The organism is Streptomyces sp. NPDC058457, from assembly GCF_042720695.1.
Lineage (GTDB): Bacteria > Actinomycetota > Actinomycetes > Streptomycetales > Streptomycetaceae > Streptomyces.
Genome location: NZ_JBHXLU010000093.1, coordinates 1 through 17,558 on the forward strand (window position 1 = coordinate 1; position 17,558 = coordinate 17,558).

The 17,558-nt window shown below is 67.6% G+C and carries 11 protein-coding genes and 2 pseudogenes; 9 read left to right on the forward strand and 4 right to left on the reverse strand.

Annotation, left to right across the window (positions count from 1 at the left end; translation table 11 throughout):
- Positions 1 to 269: 269 nt before the first annotated feature.
- From ACFWPS_RS43775 to ACFWPS_RS43785, 3 genes and pseudogenes are all read left to right on the forward strand, one after another.
- A pseudogene (locus ACFWPS_RS43775) lies at positions 270 to 1,208 on the forward strand (NADP-dependent oxidoreductase); the annotation flags it as partial.
- A gap of 30 nt (positions 1,209 to 1,238) precedes the next feature.
- Positions 1,239 to 1,997 (forward strand): annotated as a pseudogene (locus ACFWPS_RS43780) (nuclear transport factor 2 family protein); the annotation flags it as partial.
- Between the two features lie 102 nt (positions 1,998 to 2,099).
- Positions 2,100 to 2,960 (forward strand): MBL fold metallo-hydrolase, encoded by an 861-nt coding sequence (locus ACFWPS_RS43785; RefSeq protein WP_383716953.1) that lies wholly within the window; start codon positions 2,100 to 2,102, stop codon positions 2,958 to 2,960.
- 159 nt (positions 2,961 to 3,119) lie between these two features.
- Here the strand turns inward: ACFWPS_RS43785 and ACFWPS_RS43790 are convergent, their stop codons facing one another.
- On the reverse strand, positions 3,120 to 4,175 hold the full coding sequence (locus ACFWPS_RS43790) for an aldo/keto reductase (protein ID WP_383716956.1): 1,056 nt from the start codon (positions 4,173 to 4,175) through the stop codon (positions 3,120 to 3,122).
- Between the two features lie 247 nt (positions 4,176 to 4,422).
- On the opposite strand from ACFWPS_RS43790, the gene ACFWPS_RS43795 reads away from it, so the two are divergent.
- Positions 4,423 to 5,028: a TetR/AcrR family transcriptional regulator gene (locus ACFWPS_RS43795; RefSeq protein WP_383716959.1), complete on the forward strand. Its 606-nt coding sequence runs from the start codon at positions 4,423 to 4,425 to the stop codon at positions 5,026 to 5,028.
- 285 nt (positions 5,029 to 5,313) lie between these two features.
- Here ACFWPS_RS43795 and ACFWPS_RS43800 read toward each other — a convergent pair whose 3' ends face one another.
- The 3 genes from ACFWPS_RS43800 to ACFWPS_RS43810 all read right to left on the reverse strand — a co-directional run bounded on the left by ACFWPS_RS43800 (position 5,314) and on the right by ACFWPS_RS43810 (position 9,957).
- Entirely contained in the window at positions 5,314 to 5,955 is a 642-nt protein-coding gene (locus tag ACFWPS_RS43800; RefSeq protein WP_383716961.1) for a hypothetical protein, read from the reverse strand.
- Between the two features lie 318 nt (positions 5,956 to 6,273).
- On the reverse strand, positions 6,274 to 7,704 hold the full coding sequence (locus tag ACFWPS_RS43805) for a family 43 glycosylhydrolase (protein WP_383716964.1): 1,431 nt from the start codon (positions 7,702 to 7,704) through the stop codon (positions 6,274 to 6,276).
- 249 nt (positions 7,705 to 7,953) lie between these two features.
- On the reverse strand, positions 7,954 to 9,957 hold the full coding sequence (locus tag ACFWPS_RS43810; protein ID WP_383716966.1) for an RICIN domain-containing protein: 2,004 nt from the start codon (positions 9,955 to 9,957) through the stop codon (positions 7,954 to 7,956).
- Between the two features lie 560 nt (positions 9,958 to 10,517).
- Here ACFWPS_RS43810 and ACFWPS_RS43815 point away from each other — a divergent pair.
- The 5 genes from ACFWPS_RS43815 (at position 10,518) to ACFWPS_RS43835 (ending at position 17,456) form a co-directional block, all read left to right on the forward strand.
- A complete protein-coding gene (locus tag ACFWPS_RS43815) occupies positions 10,518 to 11,516 on the forward strand; it encodes a LacI family DNA-binding transcriptional regulator (protein WP_383716968.1) in 999 nt (332 codons plus the stop codon).
- A gap of 189 nt (positions 11,517 to 11,705) precedes the next feature.
- Positions 11,706 to 13,004, forward strand: a complete 1,299-nt coding sequence (locus ACFWPS_RS43820; protein ID WP_383716970.1) for an ABC transporter substrate-binding protein — start codon at positions 11,706 to 11,708, stop codon at positions 13,002 to 13,004.
- A 51-nt stretch (positions 13,005 to 13,055) separates the two neighbouring features.
- Positions 13,056 to 13,940 (forward strand): carbohydrate ABC transporter permease, encoded by an 885-nt coding sequence (locus ACFWPS_RS43825; protein WP_383716974.1) that lies wholly within the window; start codon positions 13,056 to 13,058, stop codon positions 13,938 to 13,940.
- 7 nt (positions 13,941 to 13,947) lie between these two features.
- On the forward strand, positions 13,948 to 14,844 hold the full coding sequence (locus tag ACFWPS_RS43830; protein ID WP_383716976.1) for a carbohydrate ABC transporter permease: 897 nt from the start codon (positions 13,948 to 13,950) through the stop codon (positions 14,842 to 14,844).
- Positions 14,841 to 17,456, forward strand: coding sequence for a family 78 glycoside hydrolase catalytic domain (locus ACFWPS_RS43835; protein WP_383716979.1), 2,616 nt, complete (start codon positions 14,841 to 14,843; stop codon positions 17,454 to 17,456). Before ACFWPS_RS43830 ends, ACFWPS_RS43835 begins: the two co-directional genes overlap by 4 nt.
- The last annotated feature ends 102 nt before the right edge of the window (positions 17,457 to 17,558 follow it).

Below are 17,558 nucleotides of genomic sequence, written 5' to 3' on the forward strand. Positions count from 1 at the left end.
GCACACACCTTGGGGGTAGTTCAACCTCAAACTGGCCGCCTGGGTCGGGGGGGGGGGGGGGGGGGGGCGGGGGGGCGCCCAAACCCGGCACAGCCCGCCGCGCCCCGGATCTCACTCGGCGCCGGGTCAAGCTCTGCCCAAGTGACGGGGCGGTCGGAGCCGGTGCCCACCTGGTGGCCTGATCCCGTTAAAAGTTGGCATTCATGCCATGGTGGTGACGGCAGATACGCGGCGACGCTGGACACATGACGAATAACTCCACCGCCACGATGCGTGCCATCCGCCAGGAGACCCACGGTTCTCCCGAGGTGCTCAAGGAGGTTGAGCTTCCCCGGCCCGTGCCAGGTCTGAGCGAGATTCTGGTCGCCGTACGCGCGGCCGGCGTCAACCCGACCGACTGGTGGAACCGCGCCCGGCCGCTGACCATCGACCGCCTGCCACTCGTCCTGGGCTGGGACGTCTCCGGAGTCGTGGAGGCCGTCGGCACCGGGGTCACCCTCTTCAAGCCGGGAGACGAGGTCTTCGGCATGCTGCCCTACCCCTACGGGGTCGGTTCGCACGCCGAGTACGTGACCGCTCCCGCTCGATCCTTCGCGCACAAGCCCGCTGGTATCGACCATGTGCAGGCAGGGGCTCTCCCGCTCGCGGCCCTCACTGCCTATCAGGCACTGATGGACACTGCCGATGTCCAGCCTGGGCAGAGGGTCCTCATCCACGCGGCGGCCGGCGGCGTCGGTCACCTCGCGGTCCAGATCGCCAAGTCCCGCGGTGCGTACGTGATCGGCACCGCCAGTGCCGCCAAGCACGACTTCCTGCGCTCCCTCGGAGCGGACGAGGTCATCGACTACCACGCGGTCGATTTCGCCGAGGCTCTCACGGACATCGACGTGGTCCTCGACCCGATCTCGTTGGACACCGCCGCCCGCGCCCGATCCGTTGCCGTCCTGCGCCCGGGCGGCACCCTCGTCTCGATCCTGCCGGTGCCCATCGACCCCGACGAACTGGCCAAGATCGCCGAGCGGGGCATCCGCTTCGAGTCCCTCCTCGTCGAGGCCGATCAGGCCGGCATGAACGCTGTCGTAGGCCTCGTCGAGACCGGTGCTCTGCGCGCCCACATCGAGGCCACCTTCCCGCTCGCCGAGGCGGCCAAGGCCCATGCCCTCGGTGAGACCGGCCGTACCACCGGGAAGATCGTGCTGACGGTGGAGGGGACCGGCAAGGCACAGATCGCCGTCCGGGTCCTCAGGGCCGCGTTCGAAGGCGGCGACACGTCCGTCATCGATGATTTCGTGCGGCCGGACTACATCCAGCACAACCCGCTGGCCCCTGACGGCCCCGAGGCCATGAAGGCCTTCGGCGCCGCCTGGCGACAGCGGTTCCCGGAGGCCACGTACGACGAGGAGCGAGTCATCTCCGAGGGCGACCTGGTACTCCTCCACTCCAGCGGTGTGCTCACCCCCGGCACTCCCGGGCTCGCCGTCATCGACATCTTCCGTTTCCAGGACGGGAAGATCGCCGAGCACTGGGACATCCTCCAGGAGGTGCCGGCGAGCACGGCCAGCGGCAACGACATGTTCTCCACGCTCAGCCGGCCGCGCGCCGAGGCGCCGGGGCAACGGTGGTTCACGGCGTACAACAAGAGGATCGTCACCGACTACGTCGACCGGCTCCTGGTCCGCAAGGACCTGGCCGCCATCGACACGTACGTGGGCCCCGAGTACCACGAGCACAATCCGAACATCTCCGAGGGTGCGGCGGGCGTACGGGCCGGACTGACCGCGTACTTCGAGCAGTTCCCGCAGCTGAGCGTCACGCCGAAGCGGGTCATCGCCGAGGGCGACCTGGTGGCCGTCCACAGCCACTACATCGACGCCCCGGGCGATCGCGGTCGGGCGGTCATCGACCTCTTCCGGGTCAGGAACGGGAAGATCGTCGAGCACTGGGACGCCTCGCAGGACGTACCGGAGACCGCCGCCAACGACAACACGATGTTCTGACGGCGCCGGGCCGCAGCGGTCACGCTGCGGCCCGGGGCGGCGCACTGAAAGCGATCTCCGCCCTCCAGTCTCCGCTGCGGGCTCCAGTACGAGGAGAGAATCATGACCGCATTGCGGTACGAGGTGTTCGTGACACCCGCGATCGCGCAGAGCAGCGGCAGCCTGAACCTTCCCAACGGCGACCCCATGGTGTGGTCGCCCATCTCCACGACCCTGGTCTACGGCGAACACGATGCCGTTCTCGTCGACCCGCCCTTCACCACTCACACTGCCCGTCGGGTGCTCGCCTGGGTGGAGAAAACGGGCAGGAACCTCACCGAGATCTACATCACGCACGGCCACGGTGACCACTGGCTCGGCGCTCCGGTCCTGCTCGAACGGTTCCCCGACGCAGCGGTCCGTGCCACGGCCGGGACCAAGGCCCACATGGCAGGACTGGCCACTCCGGAGTCCCGTGGGCCCTTCTGGGACGTGCTGTTCCCGGGCCAGATCCCGACGGTCCCCATCGACGTGCGGGTCGTCGGAGAAGAGGGGCTGAACCTGGAGGGACACGCACTCACTCCGGTAGAGGTCGGGCACAGCGACGGCGACGACACGACCGTGCTCTGGGTGCCGAGCCTGAAGCTGGCCGTAGCCGGCGACGTCGTCTACAACGGCGTACACCTGGCGCTCGCGGACTCCGCAGGTGGAGGCCGTGACGCGTGGCGTCGCGCACTCGGCCAAGTGGAGGCGCTCGGAGCGGAGTTCGTGGTGGCCGGCCACAAGGACCCCGCCCGCGCGGACGACCCCGGCGAGATCGGTCGTACGCGCCGTTACCTCGACGACGCGGACCGGCTGTTGTGGGGATCACCCGCCCCCACGGAGTTCTTCGACGCGATGCTGAGCCTCCATCCGGAACGTATCAACCCGGGCATACTCTGGTTCAGCGCCCTCAGCCTCCTGAACGGCCGCTCGGCTCAGTAGGCGCCGACTTCCACGGCCTACCGGGTCGGGCCGAGTTGTTGCAGTGGCTGCGCGACAACGGAGTCGCCCGCCGGCACTGACGGGACCGTCCTGGACCGCCCGTATGGTCCAGGACGGAAGTGGTGTGGACGGCATACGGCCGGCGGCTCGATCCGTGGCTCAGGCCGTGGGCACGCTCGGCTGGTTGACGCGCGACGCGTCACCGCCTTGGACATTGTCACGGACGCCGGCGGTCGCCTCGTGCGGCACCCCGAGGGGGATCGCACTGACGTCGGACAGGAGTGCGAACTGCTTGGGGCTGAGCTGTACGTCCAGGGCGTCCAGGTAGTCGTCGAGCTGCGTGAGGTTACGCGGGCCGATGATAGGAATGAATGAAGTCGAGGCTTGGGCGGCACGCTCACGTAGCCAGGCCACTGCCACCTGTGCCGGTGTCGTGCCGGTCTCCTCGGCGATGGCCAGGACGGTGTCGACGACCGCGGTCTTCTGCGCGGTGCTCTCGGTGTGGATGAGAGTCTTGAAGTCGGTCAGCCGCCCCTCGGCGCTGCGGCGGTACTTGCCGGTCAGCAGCCCGCCGCCGAGCGGTGACCACAGGGCGGCGCCCAGTCCCAGACTCTCGGCCATCGGCAGCAGTTCCCGGTCGGCGGTCCTCTCGACGAGGCTGTACTCGATCTGGATGCCCGCGACCGGTGCCCAGTTCTTCAGGTCCGCGAGGGTAGCGGCGCGGGAGACCCGCCATGCGGGGAAGTTGGAAAGGGCGGCGTGGAGGATCTTGCCGGACGAGACCAGGTCGTCCAGTCCGCGCAGGATCTCCTCCATCGGCGTGAGGTCGTCGGGGAAGTGAACCCAGTATAGGTCGATGTAGTCGGTGCCGAGGCGCCTCAGGCTCGCCTCCAGCGAAGTGACCATGTTCTTGCGGCTGTTGCCCGTGCTGGAGATGCCGCGCTGCGGTGTGGCTCCGTTGGTGAACTTGGTCGCCAGGACGAAGTGATCCCGGTCGGCGGCGATGAACTTCCCGACCAGCTCTTCCGACTCGCCGAACTGGTAGCTGTCCGCGGTATCGAGAAACGTGCCGCCGGCCTCGGCGAACCTGTCGAACATCCGGCGCGATTCGTCGGGCTCGGCGCCGGCTCCCCAGCCGGTGCCGAAGTTGCCCGTACCGAGTGCGTACTCGGAGACGCGGAGTCCGGTCCGTCGTCCGAATGTCGTGTAGCGCATAAGTTCTCCTTCGTGCCGATATCACATGGATGGTCGGGTGGGGGCGGTGAGGTTTCGGCCAGGGCGACGACCAGGAGGGGCGAACATGCGGTGCCGGGCGCAGCCTGAACGGGATGCTGCGCCGGCGGGTTACGCATACACGTGCGGCGCGACGCCGGACGTGTATGCATAAACCGATCGGTTTACTCAAGGCTTCACCGTAGTTGATACCGACGACCCCTGTAAACCGATCGGTATCCTCGGGGATATGGACGAACTTCACTCCGCGCGTCGGCGTCGTGGTGCCCGGGAGCGGATCCTCAAAGCGGCGACCGAGCTGTTCACGGCGCAAGGGATCAACGCGACCGGGATGGAGCAGCTGTCAACCGCCGCCGCCGTGTCGAAACGCACTCTCTACACGCACTTCTCCAGCAAGGACGACCTCGTCGTGGCGTACTTGAGCACCTTGAGGGGCGGTCTCCTCCCCGCCCTCCCAGGGTCCGATCAACCGTCCCGGAGCCCGCGCGAGCAACTCCTCGCTGTCTTCGACTGGAAGCCGCCGCAGAGTGTCGCTCCCGTCCGGGGCTGCCCGTTCCTGAACGTGAGTGTCGAGGTGCCCGACCCCGGGCGCCCCGCCCATCAACTGGCCGCGGCGCACAAGAGGGAGTTCGCCCGCCGCCTCTCGGAGATCGCACGACAGGCCGGCATCGCCGCTCCGGAGATCCTTGGTGAACAACTCGCGCTGCTCTACGACGGTGCGGCGGCACGCGGTACCGTGCTCAACAGTAGGCACACCGGTGCGTGTGCGAGATCCATCGCAGAGTCGCTGATCGACGCCGCCCTCGCCGGCGCCGACACGACATCAGAGAGATGAGGGCAGCAGCCTCACGAGGGCTGGGGCCGTTGGCAGCCGGCGGCGTGTTCTTGGTGTGCGCGACCCTGCTGACCGCGTTCGTTGCCACGGAGACCAAGGTCAGGCCCCCTGTCGCCCCTCTGCGGTGACGACCGTGACCGCGGCGGTGTCTTGCGTCGTGGAAGGCCACGTCAACCGGATCAAAATGATCAAGCGCCAAATGTGCGGCCGGGTTGGCTTCGGCCTGCTATGGAAGCGAGGCCTGCTGGCCTGACTGCAGCTTTGTCGCTCAACGAGCGGGTCCGTTCAGCTGATCGCGAGCGTCACGGGATCCAGGCCCAGCTTGTTCCGGCATGAGTCGACGGCCCGGGTGACCCAGGCAGTCACGGCGTCGCGATCCGGAGCGATGGCGTGAAGCTCGCGTGCCTTCTCGTGGGCTTGGACCATCCACGGGGCCAGCGGGTCCTCTCGAAGGACTCGCTCGAAATGCTCGCGGGCCGTGGCCGGTTCTCCGGCCAGAGCGGCTGCGATCCCGGCGTCGAAGCTGTCCCAGAGGAATCCCCGTCGCACCGGCCTGGACGTCAGGTACCGGGCTACGTCCGGCAGAGCCGGGAACATCTCCCTCAGCGCGGTCACGTTCGCAGCCGCCTGCCGGCCGAGTTCGAGTGCCAGCGGCGTGAACTGGTCCTCGGTGCGAAACGGCTCGGGGCCGGTCCGGAATGCGTCTGAGTGGAAGGCCAGGTGGTCCACGTCGTGCCACAGCCACATCGTACCGACGTACAGACCGCTGCCGGCGGTCCGCGGCGGAGTGAATTCCACGACCCCGAGCCACCACTCGTGATCATCGATCCACAGCCGCGACCGCCCGCGCTGGACCAGGCCGAGCGGCTTCAGGGACTCCCGCGCTGCCGAGGTGACGATCCGGAGCACCGCACTGCGATCTGCCATGACCGGCATTGTCGACCGTTCCACCGACATCACCATCGGTCGTGGTGGTGGCACTCACCATGTACAGCAGCTTTCAACAACACGGAGCGCTGTCGGCTTGCGGAAGCCTGTAGCGATGCGCGGATTGCCGCCGGCCCGTCTGCGGGTGCGACGGCAGATCCACGCGAGGGCCCGGCCAGCGCAGTTCAACGGGCTGGCGATATTGGTGCTGTCATATCGCTTGAGGTCCTCCTGTCGAGCGACAGCCGTATGCGGTCCGGCCAAGCCCGCCGACGACACCGCGCGCCTGCTGACGCCGGTGACATGCTGCCTGGCATGTCAGACGACAAGCCACTGCTGATTCGTCCCGGCGTTGCAGCTCGACTGGTCCAGAGCCGCCCCGTTGGCGGTCGAAGCTCCGGCGACCTCAAGGCACTTGCCGCTGTTGACGTTGGCGAGGGTGACGTAGCCGCCGATCACCGCCGTCTTCGTCCATAGCTGCTCTGCGGCCCCGGTGCACGTCGACTGGACGGCGACCGCACCGTCGGCGGTGGAGGCACCGGAGATTTGGAGGCACTTACCGCTGTTGACGTTGACCAGCTCGTAGTTGGTGCCGACGGCCGTCGACACCCACTGCTGGTTGGCCCCTGAGTTGCAGTTGCCCGAGTTCACGGCCGCGCCGTCGGCCGTGCTCAGGTACCAGACGTCCGCGCACTTGGCGCTGTTGCGGTTCAGCAGGTGGTTGTTCGCCGCTCCCAGGGGGCCGGCGAGGATGGGCCAGCCACCGGAGAAGGTGACCTGGCGGATGTCGAGGGTCTCCTGCCCGGAGTTGTTGCCGTCGTAGTAGTGGTAGGCGAGGAACTTCGACGAGCCGTCGTCATAGGCGTCCGCACCGCCTGCGGCCACTCTCGGGTAGGCACCGGTGAGGATGCTGGTCCCGCCGCCGGAGGCCATGTCGGTGCCGTTCTGGTCGAGGTACGGTCCTGTGATGCTGGTGGACTTGCCGACCACGGTGTAGTAGGTGCTGTTGACCCCGTTGCAGCAGTTCCCCTTCGAGCCGAAGAGGTAGTAGTAGCCGCCGTTGAGGATGATGGTCGGGTTCTCGATGCCGATGGCGATGTGCCAGAGGTTGTTGTCGGTGGTGGAGAGCTTGCCCGTGGTCCCGTCCAGGACGTGCATGTAGGTGCCGCTGCCGGTCCAGGAACCCCAGGAGATGTACAGCCGGCCGTCCGGCCCCCAGTCGACGTTGGGGTCGATCGGGTAGTTGACGTCCGTGACCATGCCCTGGTCGGTCCAGGGGCCCTCGATGTTCGTGGCCGTGGCCAGGCCCATCACGGCGTACGACGTGCCCCAGAGCGAGCCTGCGTAGTACAGGTGGTAGACGCCGTTGAAGTACTTGATGTCGGGGGCCCAGATGTTCGGCGGGGTCGAGCCGAGCTTGGTGGTGATCCAGGACGGGGTCGACTCCCAGACGTTGCCGATCTTGGTCCAGCCGGTGGCCGGGGTGCTGTCGCACGTCCTGCGTTCGGTGATGGACCCGCTCGGGTTGAGCGAGTCGTGCTCGAACCCGGTGGAGAACCCGTAGTAACAGCTGCCGACCTTGATGACGGAAGGGTCGTGCATACGGATGTCACCGCTGAGGGCCTGTGCCGGACCGGCGGTGGCCAGACTCAGGAAGGCCATGAGGGCGGCCACGATCGTGGCGAGGGCGGCATGGATGCGCCGTCTGCGGATTCCAGGGCGTGGCCTTGCGGGGCGATATCTGGTCATGCGGACTCCTTGTGTCACTGATGCGGGTTCGACCGAGCAACCGACGGTCAGCCATCGGCTCTCGGGGGAGACCGCCGCCCGGTACGGTCCGTCTACGCCTCCGCCCTCGGGAGACGGGCCCACGGAACGGAGAGGGAGCGTGCGGGGCAGGAGGACGTCGCCTGTCGGCTCGTGCAAGCGGCGGAGATCATCGATGGGTGGTCAGCCCTGGGACGCCGTGGTCGACTGTCCGTCTACGGAAGGGCGAGGCTAGTTGATCTTGGTGATCGTCCAGCGCTGTGCGTCTGCGGTCGAGGTGGACTCCTGGTCCAGCAGGGCTCCGTCGCCGGTCGATGCGCCGACCACCGACAGCGCCAGTCCGCTGACGCGGTTGACCACCTGGTATTTACCGTCGCCGGTGTCGATGAGAGACCACTGTTGGGACGTTCCGCCGGATGCCGGCTTCTGGACGACCGCGCTACCGCTGGTGGTGGCCCCCGCCGAGTCGAGGAGGTCTCCGGTGAACGTGTTCGTGATCGTGTAGTAGGAGCCGGTCTGTGTGAAGGTCCAGTACTGGTCCGGATGGTTCACATCGCGGTACTGGTCTGCCTGCGTTCCGTCACCGCTTCCGATCACCTCCGCGTACTTTCCGCTGTTGACGTTGGTCATCACGAACTGTCCGCCGGTGAAGTCGGGCGCCGCCGTCTGGACGAGGTTCCACCGCTGGTTCGCCGAGGACGTGAGCGGTGCCTGGGTGACCTGCTCGTTGGTAGAGGTCTGGCCGTTCGCGTCGGTCGCCATGGTCAGCGCCAGGTCGCTTCGCCGATTGGTGAGGGTGTATCCGCCGGCCGGTGACGGTTCGACCGACCAGTCCTGCTCCGCACCGCCCGTCGCCGTCCACTGGATGACGCCCGCGCCGGAAGACAGGGATCCGCCCGGAACAGCGAGGTACTTGCCGTTGAAGGTGTTCAGGATGCGGTAGTACCCGTTGCTCTGGAGCAGGAACCGCCAGTTGTGGTCGCCCGTTCCGTTGTCCGGCGCCTGGACGACCGGAGCCCCGTTGTTGCCGTTGGGCACGCCCAGCACCTGGGAACTGAGGTTGTTCTGGACCTTGTAGCCGGCACCTGTCGAGATGCCGCCGCCGTAGTCGTCGATGCCGTAGGTCACCACGTTCTGGCTGCCGTGGTTGGACAGGCTGCCGCCTCGGGTGACCAGCAGGCTCTTGCCGTCGGCCAGGGGGAGCAGGCCGCGGCTGTAGCCGGCGATGGTGTTGGAGAACATGCGCACCCAGGTCGCCCCGTTGTCCGTGCTCTTGTACAGCTGCTGGTCGCTGTAGGCCTGGACGACGATCGTTCCGTTCGGGCCGCCGGTCGGGAGCCAGGTGACGTACGGATTACCGGCCGGGCGAATGTTGTCCGTGGTGACGAGCCGTACTCCCGTGACCGAGCCGAAGGCCTCCGGATCGGACGCGATCTTGTAGTAGACGGGACAGCCGCCACTCGGCGCGTTGCAGTACTCGTAGGTGAGGATGTAGTTCCCGTTGCCGAGGCGGGTGACGATCGCCATGCCCGGGCGCGCGTTGTAGTCCGCGTACGTGACATCGTCGACCTCGGACGACCAGTTGACGCCGTCGGTCGTCGTGAAGTGGCCGAGCTTCTGGCCGTGCGCGGGGTCCCGCTGGTCCGAGATATAGGCGATGAGCTTGTTGTTCGCCACGAGAAAGTACGGCTCCCAGACGGGGGTGTACCCATTCGTAGCGACGGCCGCGCCGCCGGTGGCGATCGAGCTGACGAAGCTCCAGGTCACTCCGTGATCGGTGCTGGCATACATGTCGATCTTGGTCGCGGAGTTGTCGGTGGGGATGGAGTCGCCCGCCGCGATGATCGTGCCGGCCGGGAACGAGCCGATCGCCTGCGGAAGCTCGTAGAGCGTCGGTTCGAGCTGGATGTTGTTCCACGAGTTGGCCTGGTCCTGGATCGTGGAGATCTGCGTCCAGGTATGCCCTGAGTCGGTGCTGCGGTACACCGGCATGCCGTTGCTGGAGTACTGCTCGAAGGACGCGAGGAGCGTGCCGTTGGCGTCGGTGCTGTGCTGAAGCCTGATCGAGTGCGCATAGATCGAGCCGTAGGACGGTGCTCCGCTCGGCGGCTGCCACATGACGCCGCCGCTGTAGGTGACGGCGTGGGCGGACACAACCGGTGCTGTGAAGGGCACCAGGGCGGCCACCGCGCCGATTGCGGCGGCCTTCGCCCATGATCGTCTGTTCCTGTGCATGGATTCGTGACTCCCTCGACGGTGAGAGAAGGGCAGGGAACGCAGGGCGGGCGTGAGCTCGCCACTTACTCCGAAGCAGAAGGGCAGCGCCGATCCGGTCGAGCCACGGCCGGGCGTGGCACCGGAAACGTCATCGCTGGGTGGGGATGCAAGACACGGAGGACGGGATTGATGCGCTTCAACCCCATTGGCGATGCCGAGGCTGACACCCTCCGCGCCGCCCGTCAAGAGTCTGCGCATGCATCGCGCAGGCCGAGCCCCCACGCCTGGTCGCACCTTCTCTGGAAAGCCCAGTCGAACTGTGGACGGCCCGGGGGCGTGCGGCGACTCGCGTGCGCAACGCCGGTGAACCACCGCGACCTCGGCATTCGTGCCACCATGGGGCGCGTCGACGGGCGGGACCGCTGTAGACGTTGGAGCGCTTTAACGGAAGCGTGTATCCTGCGGCTGTCCACACCAGCCTGGCCCCGTCAGTTCGCGTCCAGGCCGATCAAGACCGGAAGTCGAGGAGCGTCGTGGCAGCCGCAGGTCCACGGGCAAACGGGCACGCCGGTCCGAGCATGCAGGATGTCGCGAAGGCGGCGGGCGTCTCGCTCGGCACGGTGTCGAACGTCCTGAACCATCCGGCCAAGGTCAGCCCGGTGACGGCGCAGCGCGTGCGCGAAGCCATCGCCCGGCTGGGTTTCGTGCGCAACGACGCGGCCCGATCGCTGGCGTCCGGGTCGAACAACAGCGTCGGGATGGTCCTCGCGGATATCGAGAACTCGCTGTTCATCGACATGGCGCACGGCGCACAGGAGGCGGCCCGGGCGGCCGACCTCAACCTGCTGCTCGCGAACACGACGTGCGACATGGGACTCCAGGACGAGTACCTGGACCTTTTCGACCAAGCCAGGGTGACCGGCGTTCTGCTGGCTCCGATGGAGGACTCCACCGCCGGCATCGCCAGGATGCGCTCGCACGGACGGCAGATCGTGCTGCTCAACTTCTCACCGAAACCGGGCACATGCTGCTCGGTGCTGGTGAACAACGAGCACGTGGGGTATCTCGCGGCACGCCACCTCATCGACACCGGGCGTACCAGGCTGGCGTACGTGGTCGCGCACGACGACTACCAGCCCGTGCTTGAACGGCGCAGGGGGGTGCGCGCGGCGGTCGAGGAGGCCGGTGCCGGCGTGACGCTGGAGGAGATCGACAGCGCCGGTCTGACCACGGCGCACGGGCACATGGTCGGGAAGGAGCTCGCCGGCCGGAAGCCCGGCGACCTGCCCGACGGCCTCGTCGTCGTCGCGGACGAGCTGGCCAACGGCATCATCCACGAACTGCACACAGTGGCCGGTATCGGCGTACCCGACCAGGTCGCGGTCGTCGGGTGCGAGAACAACCGCACGGCCGGTTCCGCGGCGGTGCCCCTGACCGCGGTGGACCTGCCCGGGCGAGCCATGGGCCAGGAGGCGATGCGGCTGCTGATGGACGAGGTGGCCTCGGGCGAACGGCATCGTCACGCCACCGTCGTACTGGAGCCGGAGCTGATCATCCGCGCCAGCGCGCCGCGCTGACCACGAAGTCCCCGCCCGCCTCTCCGGCTGGGGTCGGTTCCCCTGGCGTGCCCTGATTCTTGTCGTAGTGCGCACATTGCGGTTCGGAAATATCACCGAATCATCCTTGACATGGCCGTGAAGTGGGCCGTAGGTTCCGGGGCAACATTGAAGCGCTTCAACGCGCTGTGCACTGCGAGGAGCAACCCCGTGCACCACACCCTCAAGCCCCGCACTCTCGTCACCCTGGCGACCGCCACCGCCGCCGGCCTCGTACTGAGTGGCTGCGGCGGCACGAACGCGTCGAGCAGCGGCGCCAAGGACTACTCCCTCACCATCAACGACGACAACCACATCGTGCAGCAGGAGCTCAAGTCCCTGAGCACCGGCGCGTGCAAGACGCCGAACGCGGCTCTGCCGCTGAAGATCCAGACGCTGCCGATCAGCAATGTCGACCAGAAGGTTCAGCTTCTCGCCGGGCAGGACGCGCTGCCCGTGCAGTTCGCGGCGGGCGGTACTCCGGCGCTGACCAAGACGCTGGACAAGGCCGGCCAGGTCCTCGACCTCGAAAAGACGCTCAAGAGCCTCGGGGTGTGGGACGACATCCAGCCGGCCGCAGTCAAGACGGTGCAGAACCTGTACGGCAAGTTCAACGTGATGCCCTACCAGTTCAACATCGAGGGTATCTGGTACAACAAGAAGATCTTCGCCGCCCATCACATCGCCGTTCCGACGACGTACGACGAGCTGGTCGCGGCCGCGGCGAAGCTGAAGGGCGCGGGAGTGACCCCCTTCTCCGCGGCGGGTAAGGAGGGGTGGCCCCTCACCCGTCTCGTCAGCGGCTACCTCTACCGGGAACTGGGCCCGGACGCCCTGCAGGCCGTGGCGGACGGCAAGGCGAAGCTGACCGACCCCGAGTACGTCAAGGCCGCGCAGGCCATCGCCGACCTGGGCAAGGCCGGCTACTTCGGCAAGGGTGTCGGATCGATCGACTACGACACCGGGGTGCAGCAGTTCCTCACTGGCAAGGCCGCGATGTTCTACATGGGCAGCTGGGAGCTGGGCGACTTCAACGACAAGACCAAGAACCAGGTCGGCGCGGACAACATCGGCTTCATGCCGTTCCCGACCGTCGCCGGCGGCAAGGGGTCCGCGGACCAGATCCCTGCCAACGTCGGTCTCCCGGTCGCCGTCTCGGCGAAGTCGTACGACTCCAAGGTCGGCGACTGGCTCTCCTGCACCGCCAAGAACTACGGCGCCGCCTCGCTGAAGGACCAAGGGACGATCTCCGGGTTCAAGCCCACGGGCGACACCGGCACGCTGCCGCCGCTCACCCAGCAGGTGCAGGACACCATCTCGAAGACCACGACCAGCACCCTGTGGTTCGAGGCGCTGTTCAACACGAAGGCGACCGAGACCAGCCAGACGAACGCCGCACCGCTGGTCACCGGATCCCTCTCCGCGCAGGACTTCATGAAGAAGGTCCAGGCGGACCTGGACAACGGCTGACCGGCCGCCATCACCCGCGAACCGTTCCGAACCTTTCGTGAAAGAGCCGTCATGCGTTCAGTTCTGGGAGACCGCCGCGCCCTTGCCATCCTGCTGGGCCCGGCACTGCTCGTGTACACACTGGTGATGCTGGTGCCGATGGGCTGGTCCCTGGGCTACACCTTCTTCAAGGGGAACGTCATCGAGGGGTTCACCTTCGACGGGTTCGGCAACTTCGAGAAGCTGTGGCACGACCCGCAGGCGCATTCGGCACTGTGGTTCACCTTCAAGTACGGGATCGTCGTCAGCGTCGGGCAGGTGCTCTGCGGGTACCTGCTCGCCCTGCTCTACGTGTTCGTGCTGCGCAAGTCGTCCGCGCTCATCCGCACGCTGGTGTTCTTCCCGGTGATCCTTCCGACGGTCGCCGTGGCCCTGATGTTCCAGAAGCTCTTCGCCGTCGCGCCGCAGAACGGCCTGGCCAACACCGCCATCGAAGCGCTGGGCATCCACCACGGCGACTGGTTCGCCGGCAGCGGCGGATCCTTCCTCGTCCTGGTCGTGATGGACGTGTGGCGCTCCATGGGCTTCTACGGCGTTCTCATCTACGCGGGACTGCTCGACATACCCGAGGAGACGATCGAGTCCGCACGGATGGACGGCGCCACGGGATGGCGGCTGATCCGGCACATCGTCCTGCCGCTGTCCTGGCCGGTGGTGCTGTCGTCGGCCGTGTTCAGCATCAACGGCACCCTCAAGGTGTTCGACTCGGTCCTCGCCCTGACCAACGGCGGACCCGGCAGCGACACCACACCCCTGACGCTGTACATGTTCCGCACCGCGTTCTCCTACGGCGACTACGGCTACGGCAGCACCATCGCGTCGCTGCTCACCGTCGTCTGCCTGGGCGTCTCCCTCATCATCTTCCGCTTCTCGCGACGCGACCTGACCAAGGGCTGAGCTCCCCATGACCGACACCCTGACGGCACCGCCGCGGAAACTCCTCACCCACCCCCCGACGGCACCCCGGCGAAAGGGCCGGCCCGCCCGGCGTCTGGTACGGAACGCCCTCGTCGCCCTCCTGCTGGTGATCGAGGTGGCGCCCCTGCTGTGGTTGCTGCTGAGCTCCTTCAAGACCCAGTCCGAGTTCGTCAACGACCCCGCATGGTCGCTTCCGAAGAACTGGGGCTTCCACAACTACACCGAGGCATGGACAACCGGGCATGTCGCCCTGTACATCCGCAACAGCCTCCTGGCCACCGTGCCCTCGCTCGCCCTCATCGTCCTGCTCGGCGTCGCCGCGGGCTTCGCCCTGGAGGTGATGGTCTGGCGCGGGCGCCACCAGGTCCTGCTCGCCTTCCTCGTCGGCATCATGGTGCCCAGCCAGATGATCCTGCTTCCCCTGTTCCGGGTGTACTTCCAGGCCGGACTGTCCGGGACACTGTGGCCGCTGATCCTCACCTACACCGCTGCCGGCCTCCCGCTGACCGTCTTCATGATGGCCACCTACTTCCGCTCGATCCCACGCGAGGTGTTCGAAGCCGCCACGCTCGACGGGGCGAGCATCCTCACAGCCTTCTGGCGCATCGCCTTCCCCATGGTCCGCAACGCCGTCTTCACGGTGGGGCTGGTGCAGTTCTTCTTCGTCTGGAACGACCTGCTCATCTCACTGACGTTCACCACCAACGACGACCTGCGCACCATCCAGGTCGGGCTGCTCAACTTCACCGGGCAGTACGGCGAGACGGCCTACGGCCCCCTGTTCGCCGCGATCAGCATCAACGTGGTCGGCGCCCTGGTCCTGTACCTGCTGATCAACCAGCGCATCATCAAGGGCCTGACCGCCGGGGCGGTGAAGGGATGAGCCACGAGCCGACACCCGTCGTGGCCGAGCCCACCGCGGAACACCACCGGGAGCCGCTCGGTATCGGTGAGCCGGCGCCCCGGATCTCCTGGAAGACGACAGCACCGCCAGGCTGGACGCAGCAGGCATACCAGCTGGAGGTCACCGGCGCCGATGGCGCGCACCGTACCGACTGGGCGGCCGGCGAGGACTCCGTGCTCGTCGACTGGCCGTACCGGCCACTGGCGTCACGGGAACGCTCCGCGGTACGCGTCCGGGTCCGCGGCGCCGACGGCACGACCAGCGACTGGAGCCCGGCCCTGCACCTGGAGACGGGTCTGCTGGAACCTGCTGACTGGACCGCGCACGCGATCTCGCCGCAGTGGCCGGACAACGACCGGCGCCCGCCGATGCTGCGCAAGGAGTTCCCCGTCGGGGCGCAAGTGGAGCGCGCGCGGCTCTACGTCACCGCCCACGGGCTGTACGAGATCGAGATCAACGGCCGGCGTGTCGGCGACCACACCCTCGCGCCCGGCTGGACCAGCTACGACCACCGACTGCGCTACCAGACCCACGACGTCACGGAACACCTGCGCGACGGCGACAACACAATCGGCGCGTGGCTGGCCGACGGCTGGTACCGCGGACGGCTGGGCTTCCACGGCGGCCACTCCCACCTCTACGGCGACCGGCTCGCCCTCATCGCCCAGCTCGAGATCGTCCACCGCGACGGAACCCGCACCACCATCGGCACCGACACCTCCTGGCGAGCTGCCCACGGACCGATCGTTTCCAGCGGCCTGCTCGACGGCGAAACCTACGACGGCCGCGAGGAACAGCCCGGATGGTCCAGCCCCGGATTCGACGACAGCGGCTGGTCACCGGTCGACATCGTTCCCCGCGATCCGGCGACACTGGTCGCCCCCACCGGGCCGCCGGTGTGCTGTACCGAGGAGATGGCCCCGGCCCGGGTGACCGCCCTCGACGCCGACCGTCTCCTGGTGGACTTCGGACAGAACCTCGTCGGCAGGGTCCGTATCACCGTGACCGGTCCGGCCGGACACACGGTCGTCATCCGGCACGCCGAGGTGCTCCAGGACGGCGAGCTGTGCGTGCGTCCCCTGCGCGACGCCCTCTCCACCGACCGGTACGTCCTGCGCGGCGAGGGCCGCGAGACCTGGGAACCGCGGTTCACCGTCCACGGCTTCCGCTACGCGGAGATCACCGGCTGGCGCGGCGCCGATCCTCACCACGACATCACCGCCCGCGTCCACCACACCGACATGGCCCGGACCGGCTGGTTCGAGTGCTCCGATGACCAGGTGAACCGGCTGCACGAGAACGTGGTGTGGAGCCTGCGCGGCAACTTCGTCGACCTGCCCACCGACTGCCCGCAACGCGACGAACGGCTTGGCTGGACCGGCGACATCCAGGTCTTCGCGCCCACCGCCGCCTTCCTGTACGACTGCCACGGCATGCTCGCATCCTGGCTGCGCGACGTCGCCGTCGAGCAGCACGACGACGGGACCGTGCCCTGGTACGTACCGGCCATCCCCGGTGGCCCCCAGTGGACTCCGGCCAGACCCGGCGCCGGCTGGGGCGACGTCGTGACGCTGACCCCGTGGGCGCTCTATCAGGACTCCGGAGACACCGGCCTGCTGGCCGCCCAGTACGACAGCGCACGCCGCTGGGTCGACCTCATCACCGAACTCGCGGGCCCATCCGGCCTGTGGAACGACGGCTACCAGCTCGGCGACTGGCTCGACCCCGCCGCGCCCCCCGAAGACCCCGGGGCCGGCCGCACCGACCGCCATCTCATCGCCACCGCCTACTACGCCTGGTCCGCGCGGCACACGGCGTGGATCGCGGGCGTCCTCGGCCTCGACGAGGACCGCCACCATTACGAGAAGCTCGCGTACCGGGTACGCCAGGCCTTCCTCGATACCTATGTACTGCCGTCCGGTCGGATGACCAGCGACACCCAGACCGCCTACGCCGTCGCCCTCCAGTTCGACCTGCTCCCGGATCCGGCCGCCAGAACGATCGCGGGAGACCGCCTGGCCGAACTGGTCGCCGAAGGCAGGCACACCATCCAGACGGGTTTCATCGGCACACCGCTGGTGACACCCGCACTCAGCGCCACCCAGCACGTCGACACCGCCTACACCCTGCTCCTCCAGCAAGAGTGCCCCTCCTGGCTGTACGCGCTGAAGCACGACGCCACCACCATCTGGGAACGCTGGGACAGCATGCTGCCCGACGGCACCGTCAACCCGGGCGACATGACCTCCTTCAACCACTACGCCCTCGGCGCGGTCGCCCAGTGGCTGCACACCACGGTCGCCGGGCTGACCGCCGCCTCACCCGGCTACCGCGACATCCTCTTCCGCCCACGACCGGGCGGCGGCATCACCTGGGCCGGCGCCGCCCACGAGTCACCGTACGGCCGCGTGGCGATCCGCTGGGAACTGCACGCCTTGGGCATGGAGGTGCACACGACGGTGCCCACCGGGACTACAGCACAGATCGAGTGGCCCGATGGCGGCGTGACCACCCTTGCGACGGGTACCACCACGAGCTGGCGACCGGAGCGCCACACCGAACTGCCGACACCGCCCGCCTCTCATGACTGAGCCTGCTCAGTAGCGAGATCTGACCCTAGTGGCTCAGCACCAGGCTGTCCGAAGGCAGTAACGTGCAAGCGATGGACGCAGTCGCGGAAAGCAGGACAGCGT